We start from the raw sequence: 12419 nt of genomic DNA on the forward strand, positions 1-12419 counted from the left end.
ACTCAAACACCACTTCAGTTTGACGAGAAATGTTGACGCAGAACTAAAGTATTTTTGTTGTTTCCCGAGCGTGCCGCCTACACAGCCGACAGAAGGCGGGCCGCCAACTGGTCTATGGCCTCATGCGCCTCGCGGGGGCCACCGAACCGCCGGGTCAGGTCGACCACGCGGCCCATCGAGTCGAAGGGCGGCACCTTCAATGTGTCCACCTTCAGTTGCGGGGACCCCGCCTCGGCGAACTTCACCAGCATCGCCTCCAGCACTTCCCGGGCCTGCTCCCCGAAGGAGTCCAGGAACTCTCCGTGCTCCCGGCGGAACCAGGTCAGCCGCTCGTCCCGGCTCACCACGGCGAGCCCTTCCCAGGCCGCGCTCACCAGCAGGTCCACCGGGTCCACGTCGGGCTTGCCCAGTTCCTCGGGCAGTTCCTCCACATCGATGTCGGCCTCCCGGAGGGCTTCCATCAGGACGGCACGGCTCTTGGCCCGCGCCCACTGGGTACGCAACTGTGCTGGATCCAGGTCCAGTTCGAGCACCTGGTTGTGCACCCACTGCTCGACGCTCACCAGCCGCATGGTCACGCCGTCGTCAGCGAGCTGATAACGCCGCTCGCCCAGCTTGTAGACGTCCACACCACGCACCCGGTAGCGCTTGCCGCGCGCCTGGATGCGATCGACCTCGTCCTGGTCGGTGACCGTGTCGCCGTCGCCTCCGTCCAGGTCGAACGAGCCGCCGTCCTGCTGCTCGTACTCCGCCTGCGGCTCGGCGACCGACTCTCCGTCACGGTCGTCCGCCTCCTCGGCCGGCGGAGTGATGTCCTCGACATCCACCAGCTCGCCCTGCTCATCGGCCGTCTCCTGGAGCAGCTTCAACGGCGGGCCGTCGAACGCCTTGTCCTCGAAGAGCCGGGTCGCCTCCACGAAGTCGATGATGTCGAACGACTCCTTGCCGATCTCCGGACACAGCCGGGTGCCACGCCCGATGACCTGCTTGAACTCCGGCATGGAGGCCATCCGCCGGAACAGCACCACGTTGCGCACCGCGGGCAGATCCACACCCGTGGACAGCAACTTGGACGTCACCGCGATGACCGGCTGGCTGGAATCCGCCTTCCGGAACTCCTCCAGGGACTCACCGACATGGGGCCAGTCCGCGCTGGTGATCCGCTTGACGAAGTCCGGAAGGACGGCGACCTCGTCGGAGGCGATGTTGTGCAGAGCGGTACGCATCCGGCCGGCGTGGTCATTGTTCTCGCAGAACACGAGCGTCTTGCCCAGCCGTCCCTCCTCGGCGTTCTTGCGAAGGTAGTCGATGAGGTACTGAGCCGCCGTCTCGGTCCTCTCCAGGATCACCATGACCCGCTCGAACTCCTTCGGGCCGTACAGATCGTCGGGGATCTCGCGGCCGTAGACATCCTTCTTGCCCGGATCGGGTCGGTAACCTTCCACATCCACGTTCAACCGGACCCTGCGCACCCGGTAGGGCGAGAGGAAACCGTCCTCGATACCGTCCCGGAGCGAGTACGTGTAGACGGGGTTGCCGAAGTAGTCGAAGGTGTCGGTCTTCTTTCCGCTGTCCCTGACCGGCGTGGCAGTCAGCCCGATCTGCGCAGCGGGCGAGAAGTGCTCCAGCACCTTGCGCCACCGCGAGTCGCTGCTCGCACTGCCCCGGTGGCACTCATCGACGATGACGATGTCGAAGTAGTCCGGCGGGTACTCCCGGAACAGCTCGGTCTGCACCTCCCCCTGCTCCAGAGACTGATAGAGCGCGAAGTAGATCTTCCGGCCGCGCTTGGCCTCACCGCCACCGATCTTGTGGACGTCGTCCTCGCCGAACACCGGCAGGAAGTAACGGTCCTTGGGGTCGTCGACCAGCATGTTGCGGTCCGCGAGGTAGAGCACCCGGGGCTTGCGCCCTCCGAACGCTCCGGGAACCTTGGAGAGCCGGGCCACCAGTTGGAGAGCGAGCATGGTCTTGCCCGTACCGGTGGCCAGCACGAGCAGGATGCGGCGCTCGTCACGGGCAAGCGCCGCGAGTGCCCGGGTGATGGCGACCCGCTGGTAGTAACGCGGGCGCTTCACCGAGTTGTCGGTGTTCCGGAGGGTGTAGTCGTACGGAGCCGACATCAGCTCCTCGCCCGCCTCGGTGCCACGGACTCCCTGATCACGCAGGAAGCGCGCCCAGAGGTCGGCGGGCGACGGAAACCGGTCGACAGGCCGGATGGCCGGCTTGTCCCCGCTGAAGTCGATCTCCACGATGTTGCGGCCGTTGGTGGCGTACGCGAAGGACAGGCCCAGCTTGCGCGCGTAACGGCGAGCCTGTTCCACCCCGTTCTCCTCGCTGAGCCGGTAGCGCTTGGCCTCCACCACGGCGATCGGCACATCGGGGATGTATTCGAGCACATAGTCGGCGGCCAGGGCCACCCCCCGCTTGTGGCGCCTACGCGTCGGCACCAACCGACCATCATTGATCCGGTACTGCGGACGGATCTGCTTCTCGCTCCACCCCGCTGCCCGCAGAGCAGGAAGGACGAATCGCTTGCAGGTCTCGTCCTCGTTCAACTTGTATGCGTCGGTCCCCATGGACACAGGTGTACTTCATGCCTCTGACAATCGCGCTGAACCAGCGAGATCAATCAGAGTCGTTCATCCGCAGGGCAGAGACACTCACCCAGTACGGTGCCCGCGCACTAGTCACACACCGCGCATCTCCCACAGCAGCAGTTCGGCCCCGGTCACCGCGACCGCCTCGGTGTCCTTCGTGTCCGTGAGACGGGCCGCGTCCCCCGGACCCAACCGGGTGTCGTCCAGCAGGACCTCACCGCGCACCACATGGGCGTACACGTACGCCGCGTCCGGTACGGCGGTCCGCTCCCCCGGCGTCAGCCGGCGGACGTGGAGCATGGCGCCCGCCCCGGGGAGGGCGTACGGGGTGGAGTCGGCGATGCCGCGGACGACCTCGTGGAAGGGGTGGCCGCCGGGTTCCAGCGGAGCCAGCCACATCTGGAGGAAGGTCAGGGGCCCGGGGCCGTCGTTGCGTTCCACGTGCCGCACGCCGGACGCGGCGCTCAGGCGCTGCACGTCGCCGGGGCGGACCACGCTCTCGTGGCCGGTGGAGTCGCGGTGGGTCAGTTCGCCCTCCACCACCCACGTCACGATCTCGGTGTGGCTGTGCGGATGCTCGTCGAAGCCGGCGCCGGGGGCGAGCCGCTCCTCGTTGCAGGCGATCACCGCGCCGAAGCGGAGGTGGTCGGGGTCGTAGTGGGGGCCGAAGGAGAAGGCGTGCCGGGTCTCGATTCCGGCCGCCGGATCGCCGCCCTGATAGCGCTCGTGCGCGCGCCGTACGTGCATCACCGGTCCACCGTAGACCTGCCCCGTGGACCCGGCGGCCCGTTCACCCGTCCGGATAAGGCAGTCTTGTCCCCGTGCCCGAACCCGAGACCAGCATGCCCGAAGCCGCCGCAGGCCCCGCCCACCCGCACGCCGCGACGCTGAAGCGGCTGGAGAGGTCGTCCGGCCACCTCGCCGCGCAGGCGATCCTGCGGATGGACGAGACACTGCCCTGGTACCGGGCGATGCCCCCGGAGAATCGTTCCTGGATCGGGTTGGTCGCCCAGGCGGGCATCGCCGCCTTCACCGAGTGGTTCCGGCGCCCGGACGCGCCGCAGGCCATCTCCACCGACGTCTTCGGGACCGCGCCGCGCGAGCTGACCCGGGCCATCACGCTGCGGCAGACCGTGGAGATGGTGCGCACCACCATCGAGGTCATGGAGACCGCCATCGACGAGGTGGCCGCGCCGGGCGACGAGTCGGTGCTGCGCGAGGCACTGCTGGTGTACGCGCGGGAGATCGCGTTCGCCACCGCGCAGGTGTACGCGCAGGCCGCCGAGGCACGGGGTGCCTGGGACGCGCGGCTGGAGTCGCTGGTCGTGAACGCGGTGCTCAGCGGCGAGGCCGACGAGGGTGCCGTGTCCCGGGCCGCCGCCCTGGGATGGAACTCGCCGGAGCACGTGTGCGTGCTGCTCGGCACCGCGCCCAACGGCGACTCGGAACTGACCGTGGAGGCGATCCGGCGGGCCGCCCGGCACGCCAAGCTCCAGGTGCTGACGGGGGTGCTCGGGGACCGGCTGGTGGTGATCGCGGGCGGCAGCGACAACCCGCTGGCCGTCGCCAAGTCCCTGATCGGACCGTACGCGCAGGGGCCGGTGGTGGCGGGGCCGGTGGTGCCGGACCTCCAGGCGGCGACCCGGTCCGCGCAGGCCGCCGCGGCGGGTCTGAAGGCGTGTTCCGCCTGGGAGGACGCGCCGCGTCCGGTGCTGGCCGACGATCTGCTGCCGGAGCGGGCGATCGCCGGTGATCCCGCGGCCCGCGAACAGTTGGTGGAGGAGATCTACAGACCGCTGGAGGAGGCCGGGGCCGCACTGCTGGAGACGCTCAGCGTCTATCTGGAGCAGGCGAGCAGTCTCGAGGGGGCCGCACGGATGCTGTTCGTGCACCCCAATACCGTGCGTTACCGGCTCCGACGTGTGACAGACGTCACCGGATGGTCACCCTCCGATGTACGCTCTGCGTTCACACTGCGGATCGCTCTGATCCTGGGGCGTCTGGTCGACGGCGATCTTCAGCTCTAGCTTCTTGTCGGGGTTCCACAAAACCCCCTCGTGTTCTTCGTCCCTGTCCCCACGGGCGGCTTCGGCCGTCGTCAAGAGAGAGTGTGAGAGTGCTCGTACTCGTCGCTCCCGGCCAGGGTGCTCAGGCGCCCGGCTTCCTGACTGAATGGCTCGACCTTCCCGGTGCCGCGGACCGCGTCGCCGCCTGGTCCGACGCCATCGGACTCGACCTCGCCCACTACGGCACCGAGGCCGACGCGGACGCGATCCGTGACACGGCCGTCGCCCAGCCGCTGCTGGTCGCGGCGGGACTGCTGTCCGTCTCGGCACTGGGTGCCGGTGCGGCCGACGCCGCCTCGGCGGTCGCCCAGGTCGCGCCCGGCGCGGTCGCCGGTCACAGCGTCGGCGAGTTCACCGCGGCCGCGTTCGCGGGGGTCCTCGACGACACGGCCGCGCTGAGCCTGGTCCGCAAGCGGGGCCTGGCCATGGCCGACGCCGCCGCGGTCACCGAGACCGGCATGGCGGCGCTGCTCGGCGGCGACCCGGACGTCACCGTGGCGCACCTGGAGAAGCTGGGGCTGACCCCGGCGAACGTCAACGGCGCGGGCCAGATCGTGGCGGCCGGCACCAGGGAGCAGCTGGCGGCGCTGGAGGCGGACAAGCCCGAGGGCGTGCGCAAGGTCGTCGCGCTCAAGGTGGCCGGCGCCTTCCACACCCACCACATGTCTCCCGCGGTCGACACGCTGGCGAAGGCGGCCGAGGACCTGACGCCGGGCGACCCGAAGGCCGTCTACGTGTCGAACAAGGACGGCGCGGCGGTCGCGACCGGTGCCGGGGTCCTGGAGCGCCTGGTCGGCCAGGTGGCGAACCCGGTCCGCTGGGACCTGTGCATGGAGACGTTCAAGGAGCTCGGGGTGACCGCGCTGATCGAGGTGTGCCCCGGGGGGACCCTGACCGGCCTCGCCAAGCGTGCGCTGCCCGGCGTGAAGACGCTGGCCCTGAAGACCCCCGCCGACCTCGACGCCGCCCGCACGCTCGTAGCCGAGCACGCCTGACGCCCTAGGAGCAGAATCCGCATGGCGAAGATCAAGCCCGCCAAGGGCGCTCCGTACGCCCGCATCCTGGGTGTGGGCGGATACCGGCCCACCCGGGTCGTGCCGAACGAGGTGATCCTGGAGACGATCGACTCGTCCGACGAGTGGATCCGCTCGCGTTCCGGCATCGAGACCCGGCACTGGGCGTCGCCCGAGGAGACCGTCGCGGCGATGTCCGTCGAGGCGTCGGGCAAGGCGATCGCGGACGCGGGCATCGACGCCGGGCGGATCGGCGCCGTGGTCGTCTCGACCGTGTCGCACTTCAAGCAGACCCCGGCCGTGGCGACCGAGATCGCCGACCTGCTGGGCACGGACAGGGCCGCCGCCTTCGACATCTCGGCCGGCTGCGCGGGCTTCGGCTACGGCCTCACCCTCGCCAAGGGCATGGTGGTGGAGGGTTCCGCCGAGTACGTGCTCGTCATCGGCGTGGAGCGGCTGAGCGACCTGACCGACCTGGAGGACCGGGCCACCGCCTTCCTGTTCGGTGACGGCGCGGGCGCGGTCGTCGTCGGCCCGTCCGAGGAGCCCGCGATCGGCCCGACCGTGTGGGGCTCGGAGGGCGACAAGTCCGAGGTCATCAAGCAGACCGTGCCGTGGACGGACTACCGTGACGGCGAGGTCGGGAAGTTCCCCGCGATCACCCAGGAGGGCCAGGCGGTGTTCCGCTGGGCCGTGTTCGAGATGGCGAAGGTCGCCCAGCAGGCGCTGGACGCGGCCGGGATCACCTCGGACGAGCTGGACGTCTTCATCCCGCACCAGGCCAATGTGCGGATCATCGACTCGATGGTGAAGACCCTCAAACTGCCGGAGCATGTCACGGTCGCCCGTGACATCCGTACCACCGGCAACACCTCGGCCGCCTCGATCCCGCTCGCGATGGAGCGGCTCCTGGCGACCGGCGAGGCGAAGAGCGGCGACACCGCGCTCGTCATCGGCTTCGGGGCGGGTCTCGTCTACGCCGCAACGGTCGTTACTCTCCCCTAGGCACTCCGTGCCGGATCACCACGGTCCGGTACGGGAACCGCACCACCTGCCGCTGTCGCGGCAGGCGCCACACCCTCATGAATCACAGCGAAGGAGCCATCATGGCCGCCACTCAGGAAGAGATCGTCGCCGGTCTCGCGGAGATCGTGAACGAGATCGCCGGCATCCCGGTTGAGGACGTCCAGCTGGACAAGTCCTTCACCGACGACCTGGACGTCGACTCGCTGTCCATGGTCGAGGTCGTCGTCGCCGCCGAAGAGCGCTTCGACGTCAAGATCCCGGACGACGACGTCAAGAACCTCAAGACGGTCGGGGACGCGACCGAGTACATCCTCAAGCACCAGGCCTGAGCAACGCTCGGGCCGGGAGCCCCGGCCCCGCCACCCGGCGGTGGCGCCGTATGAATCCTCGTAATCCGTTGGAGAAAGAATTCCGATGAGCTCGACCAATCGCACCGTGGTCGTCACCGGTATCGGCGCAACCACACCGCTGGGTGGCGACGCGGCCTCGACCTGGGAGGGTCTGGTCGCCGGACGCTCCGGTGTCAAGGCCCTGACAGAGGAGTGGGCCGCCGACCAGGCGGTCCGTATCGCGGCCCGCGTGGCCGTGGAGCCCACCGAGACCCTGCCGAGGCCGCAGGCCCGCCGCCTGGACCGCTCGGCGCAGTTCGCGCTGGTCGCGGCCAAGGAGGCGTGGGCCGACGCCGGCTACGAGGGCAGGGCCGGTGAGGACCCGCGGGTCGCCCCGGAGCGGCTCGGCACGGTCATCGCCTCCGGCATCGGTGGCGTGACGACCCTGCTCGACCAGTACGACGTGCTGAGGGAGAAGGGCGTCCGGCGCGTCTCCCCGCACACCGTCCCCATGCTGATGCCGAACGGCCCCTCGGCCAACGTCGGCCTGCTCGTGGGCGCCCAGGCGGGCGTGCACACGCCCGTCTCGGCCTGCGCCTCGGGCGCGGAGGCCATCGGCTACGCCATCGAGATGATCCGTTCCGGCCGCGCCGACGTCGTCGTCGCGGGGGGCACGGAGGCGGCGATCCACCCGCTGCCGATCGCCGCGTTCGGCAACATGATGGCGATGTCCAAGAACAACGACGACCCGCAGGGCGCCTCGCGTCCGTACGACGTCGGCCGGGACGGCTTCGTCCTCGGCGAGGGCGCGGGTGTGATCGTCCTGGAGTCCGCCGAGCACGCCGCCGCGCGCGGCGCCCGCGTCTACGCGGAGGCGGTCGGCCAGGGCATCTCGGCCGACGGCCACGACATCGTGCAGCCGGAGCCGGAGGGCCGCGGCATCTCGCACGCCCTGCAGAACCTGCTGGACGCCACCGACCTGGCGCCGTCCGAGATCGTGCACGTCAACGCGCACGCCACCTCGACGCCGGCCGGTGACATCGCCGAGCTGAAGGCACTGCGCAAGGTGTTCGGCGACGACGTCGACCACATGGCGGTCTCCGCGACCAAGTCGATGACCGGGCACCTGCTCGGCGGTGCCGGCGGCGTGGAGTCGGTGGCGACGGTGCTCGCGCTGCACCACCGGGTGGCTCCGCCGACCATCAACGTCGCCGCCATCGACCCCGAGGCCGAGGCGAACGCGGACGTGGTCCGCGGCGAGGCGCGCAAGCTGCCCGTCGAGGGCCGCATCGCCGCCCTCAACGACTCGTTCGGGTTCGGCGGGCACAACGTGGTGCTGGCGTTCCGGTCGGTCTGACCGGCGCCGGTGCGCCACGTGCGTACGTGAGAAGGGGCCCCACCTCACGAGGTGGGGCCCCTTCGGCGTGTCGGGGGGTGCGCGGTACTACACGGGACGGCGGTGGTCAGACGACCTGGTGGAGCCAGCGGACCGGGGCGCCCTCGCCCGCGTGGCGGAAGGGTTCCAGTTCGTCGTCCCAGGGCTTGCCGAGGAGCTTGGCGATCTCGGCCTCCAGGTCGGTCTCGCCGTGCTGGGACCTGACCAGGGCGGCGCGCAGCCGGTCCTCGGGGATCATGATGTCGCCGTGGATGCCGGTGACGGCGTGGAAGATGCCGAGGTCGGGGGTGCAGCTGTAGCGCTCGCCCTCGGCGGTGGGGCAGGGCTCCGAGGTGACCTCGAAGCGCAGCAGCTGCCAGCCGCGCAGCGCGGAGGCGAGCTTGGACGCGGTGCCTGCCTGTCCCTTCCAGGAGAACTCCGAGCGCCAGGTGCCGGGGGCGGCGGGCTGCCGGATCCAGTCCAGGCCGACGCGCACGCCGAGCACCCCCGCGACGGCCCACTCGACGTGTGGGCACAGCGCGCGCGGCGCGGAGTGCACGTACAGGACTCCACGTGTCGTCACCGGAACCTCCGGGCAGAGCTGGACAGGTCGGAAAGGGCCGATCAGCGGGTGGCCGGGAGGGCCCCGTCGTGGCCGAGGCTACCGTGTGGTGGGGGAAGGAGTGTGACGTACCGTCCGTCCCGGTACCCGGAAACTTCCGTCATTCACCCGGCAGGACGACAACCCCGGGGGGCGGCTCCGGATCGTGTGAGCCGGTCCACGGGTGACGTTCCGTCCGAGCCGTTCCGCATGAGCCGTTCCGGGCGGGCGGCCGGTCGTCCCGGGCAGGCGGGAACTCCCGTGCGTTGTTATGCATGGGGGACGGTGACGACGATGTGCGGGGAGGCTGCGGGATGGACCAGGGGACGCGGTGGAGGGTGCGGTCCGCGCGGGGCGGCCGGTCGCGAGCCGTGCTCGCCTCCGTGGCGGCCGCCACCGTGCTGGGGGTCGCGGGCTGTGACGCCGTCGGCGGTGACGAGGCCGCTCCGTCCGGCACCGGGGCGAAGAAGTCCGCGCCGGCTCCGTCGCCCACGCCGGTCTGGGACACCAGCCCCGCCTCCGTGGCCGCCGTGGGCGATTCGATCACGACCGGTTTCGACGCGTGCTCGGTGCTGGCGGACTGCCCCGAGGTGTCGTGGGCGACGGGCGGCAGCGAGAAGGTCGACAGTCTGGCGGTGCGGCTGCTGGGCCCGGCGGGGGCGGCCGAGCGGAGCTGGAACTACGCGGTCACCGGGGCGCGGATGGCGGATCTGCCCGGTCAGATGGCCCGGGCGGTGGGCCGCGCACCGGAGTTGGTGGCGGTGATGGCCGGGGCGAACGACGCCTGCCGGGCCACGGCGTCGGCGATGACGCCGGTGGCCGACTTCCGCGCGGACTTCGAGGACGCGATACGCACCCTGCGCACGTCGCTGCCCAAGACCCAGGTGTACGTGGCGAGCGTGCCGGACCTGAAGCGGCTGTGGTCGCAGGGGCGGACCAGCGCGATGGGCAAGGAGGTGTGGAAGCTCGGCATCTGCCCGTCGATGCTGGGCGATCCGGACGCCCTGGACGCGGCGGCGAACGAGCGGCGCGAGACGGTGCGGGGCCGGGTGGAGGAGTACAACAAGGCGCTGGAGGAGGTCTGCGCCGCGGACGAGCGGTGCCGCTACGACGGTGGCGCGGTGTACGAGTACAGGTTCGGCACCGCGCAGTTGAGCCGCTGGGACTGGTTCCACCCCAGCGTCGACGGTCAGGCCCGGCTGGCGGAGATCGCCCACCGTACGGTCACGGCGGCGAAGCCGTGACTTATTGTTTCGCACATGAACGAACTCTTCGGCACACTTTCCGACGGCACTCCGGTGCACCGCTGGACCCTGGAACGGGCCGGCGTACGGGTGCGGGTGCTGTCGTACGGCGGGATCGTGCAGTCCGTCGAGGTACCGGACCGTCAGGGGCGGTCCGGGAACGTGGTGCTGGGCTTCCCCGGCCTGGACGGCTATCTCGCCCATCCGGAGCCGTACCTGGGCGCCCTGGTCGGGCGGTACGCCAACCGCGTCGCGGGCGCCCGTTTCCCGCTGGACGGCCGGGTCCACACGCTCGCGGCGAACAACGGGCCGAACTCGCTGCACGGCGGTGAGCGCGGCTTCGACAAGCGCGTGTGGGACGTGGCGCCGGTCACGCACGGTCTGCGCCTCACCCTGGTCTCCGCGCACGGCGAGGAGGGCTTCCCGGGCCGCCTGGAGATGTCGGTGACGTACACGCTGGACGAGCGGGGCGCCCTGGGGATCGCGTACGAGGCGGTGACCGACGCGCCGACGGTCGTCAACCCGACGAACCACTCGTACTGGAACCTGGCCGGCTCCGGCAGCGCGGCCGGGCACGAACTGCGGATCGCCGCCTCCCGGTTCACGCCCGTCGACGCGGACCTGATCCCGGCCGGCGACCACCAGGAGGTGACCGGGACCCGCTTCGACTTCCGCGAGGCGCGCAGGACCGGCACCGGGTACGACCACAATCTCGTGCTCGACAAGGGTGTGACGCCGACGCCGGTGGAGGTCGCCGAACTGTACGACCCGGCGTCCGGGCGGGTGCTCACGGTGGCGACCACCGAACCCGGGATGCAGCTCTACACCGCCGACCACATCGGGGAGCCCTTCGCTCCCGGCGCCGGCATCGCGCTGGAGACGCAGCACTTCCCCGACTCCCCGAACCGGCCGGACTTCCCGAGCACGGTCCTGCGGCCGGGCGGGACGTTCCGCTCGGAGACGGTGTACGGCTTCGCGGTGCGGCGCTAGCGGGCCTCGGGGTGACACACATGAGCCCCGGTCCGGGGTCAGGGTCCCGGACCGGGGCTGCTCATGCGGAGGAATACCCCGGCCTGCGGGAACTACCCCGGTTCAGACGGTAATCGTCGCGGTGATCCCGCGGTCCGCGATCGGGCACTCGGTCAGGGGTTCGTACGAACCCTTCACAAAGGACCACGATGTGGTCACCACGCCCCGCGCTCAGTACCCGTCCCGGCGGATCGGCGGAGGCGGCTGCGACGACGCCACCGGCGTTACGGGCGCCTTGGTTCCGTCGTCGTCCCCGGTCTCCTCGCCGAGCAGGTCCCGCGCCATGAGGGTGGCGCCGGCGACCGCGCCCGGCATCAGGAACACGGCGACGAAGGGAACGAGGAAGGCCAGCCCCAGCGGCGTGCCGAAGCCCCAGACGAGGGTCCTGCGGCCCCGCAGCAGGGCCAGCCGCGCCCGCAGCTCGACCCCGCGCCGCTGCAGGGCCACCGCCGTCAGCTCCTCGGTGAGGAAGAACCCGGTGACCATGAACCCGATCACCGGTACGACGGTCTGCCCGACGAACGGGACGAACCCGAGCGCGAAGAGCAGCACCGCCCAGAGCAGGGCCCGTACGACGATACGGAGGCTGTCCCGGCCGGAGATCCACAGCTCCCGCCACAGCGGCAGACCGGACTCGGGGGCGGTGCCGTCGGGCGAGACGTCCCGGTCGACCTTCTCGGAGAGGCTCTCGTAGAAGGGCTGGCCGATGAGCAGCGTCACCGCGGTGAAGGTGATGACGGAGAGCAGCAGGCCGAGCGCGAAGAGGAGAACGGTGAGCAGGCCGCGGAACAGACCGGGCCAGGGACTGGACCAGTCGTCCGCGAACGGTGTCGCCCAGCCGACGAAGTCCGGCCCCCACAGGGCCAGCGCGACCAGCGCCGCCGCGTAGAGCACCAGCGTGACCAGCCCCGGCAGCAGGCCGAAACCGTACTGCTTGCCGTGCCGGGCCACCCATCGCTGGCCCTTCAGGAGATACCGGAAACCCACCCCAAGATCGCGCATGGGGGAACTATAGGGGCCTGTCGTCGGCGTGTCGTCGGGCGCGGGTGGGGAGGTAGGGCCCACCCCCCCCCGAACGGGGGAGAGAGTGTATAAAAAAATTTAAGAGGTGTTTGCCCCCCAGCGCGCCCAGAACC

At 70.5% G+C, this 12419-nt stretch carries 11 protein-coding genes; 7 read left to right on the forward strand and 4 right to left on the reverse strand.

Features of this window, described 5'->3' with window-relative positions:
• Positions 1 to 77: 77 nt before the first annotated feature.
• Positions 78 to 2579 carry an EcoAI/FtnUII family type I restriction enzme subunit R gene (hsdR, locus tag ACFWVE_RS00175; protein WP_384006505.1) on the reverse strand — a complete coding sequence of 834 codons (2502 nt, stop codon included), beginning with the start codon at positions 2577 to 2579 and terminating at the stop codon, positions 78 to 80.
• Positions 2580 to 2690: 111 nt separating this feature from the next.
• Positions 2691 to 3347 (reverse strand): pirin family protein, encoded by a 657-nt coding sequence (locus ACFWVE_RS00180; RefSeq protein ID WP_384007048.1) that lies wholly within the window; start codon positions 3345 to 3347, stop codon positions 2691 to 2693.
• A 74-nt stretch (positions 3348 to 3421) separates the two neighbouring features.
• Here ACFWVE_RS00180 and fasR point away from each other — a divergent pair, with 74 nt between their 5' ends.
• From fasR to ACFWVE_RS00205, 5 genes are all read left to right on the forward strand, one after another.
• A complete protein-coding gene (fasR, locus tag ACFWVE_RS00185; RefSeq protein ID WP_384006508.1) occupies positions 3422 to 4627 on the forward strand; it encodes a fatty acid biosynthesis transcriptional regulator FasR in 1206 nt (401 codons plus the stop codon).
• Between the two features lie 89 nt (positions 4628 to 4716).
• The gene (locus tag ACFWVE_RS00190; protein ID WP_384007051.1) at positions 4717 to 5661 is read left to right on the forward strand and encodes an ACP S-malonyltransferase; all 945 of its coding nucleotides are present in this window, start codon (positions 4717 to 4719) and stop codon (positions 5659 to 5661) included.
• A 21-nt stretch (positions 5662 to 5682) separates the two neighbouring features.
• Positions 5683 to 6684, forward strand: a complete 1002-nt coding sequence (locus tag ACFWVE_RS00195; RefSeq protein ID WP_384006511.1) for a ketoacyl-ACP synthase III — start codon at positions 5683 to 5685, stop codon at positions 6682 to 6684.
• Positions 6685 to 6785: 101 nt separating this feature from the next.
• Positions 6786 to 7034, forward strand: a complete 249-nt coding sequence (locus ACFWVE_RS00200; protein WP_004988657.1) for an acyl carrier protein — start codon at positions 6786 to 6788, stop codon at positions 7032 to 7034.
• Positions 7035 to 7119: 85 nt separating this feature from the next.
• Positions 7120 to 8391: a beta-ketoacyl-[acyl-carrier-protein] synthase family protein gene (locus tag ACFWVE_RS00205; protein ID WP_384006514.1), complete on the forward strand. Its 1272-nt coding sequence runs from the start codon at positions 7120 to 7122 to the stop codon at positions 8389 to 8391.
• 106 nt (positions 8392 to 8497) lie between these two features.
• Here ACFWVE_RS00205 and ACFWVE_RS00210 read toward each other — a convergent pair whose 3' ends face one another.
• A complete protein-coding gene (locus ACFWVE_RS00210) occupies positions 8498 to 8992 on the reverse strand; it encodes a DUF3145 domain-containing protein (protein WP_384006516.1) in 495 nt (164 codons plus the stop codon).
• A 332-nt stretch (positions 8993 to 9324) separates the two neighbouring features.
• Between ACFWVE_RS00210 and ACFWVE_RS00215 the strand changes: the two genes are divergently transcribed.
• Both ACFWVE_RS00215 and ACFWVE_RS00220 read left to right on the forward strand, forming a co-directional pair.
• Positions 9325 to 10254: an SGNH/GDSL hydrolase family protein gene (locus ACFWVE_RS00215; RefSeq protein ID WP_384006519.1), complete on the forward strand. Its 930-nt coding sequence runs from the start codon at positions 9325 to 9327 to the stop codon at positions 10252 to 10254.
• 15 nt (positions 10255 to 10269) lie between these two features.
• Positions 10270 to 11244, forward strand: coding sequence for an aldose epimerase family protein (locus ACFWVE_RS00220; protein WP_384006522.1), 975 nt, complete (start codon positions 10270 to 10272; stop codon positions 11242 to 11244).
• 210 nt (positions 11245 to 11454) lie between these two features.
• Here the strand turns inward: ACFWVE_RS00220 and ACFWVE_RS00225 are convergent, their stop codons facing one another.
• A complete protein-coding gene (locus ACFWVE_RS00225; protein ID WP_384006524.1) occupies positions 11455 to 12285 on the reverse strand; it encodes an EI24 domain-containing protein in 831 nt (276 codons plus the stop codon).
• Positions 12286 to 12419 lie beyond the last annotated feature (134 nt).

Origin of the sequence: Streptomyces sp. NPDC058632 (genome assembly GCF_042717095.1) — a bacterium.
Taxonomy (GTDB): domain Bacteria; phylum Actinomycetota; class Actinomycetes; order Streptomycetales; family Streptomycetaceae; genus Streptomyces.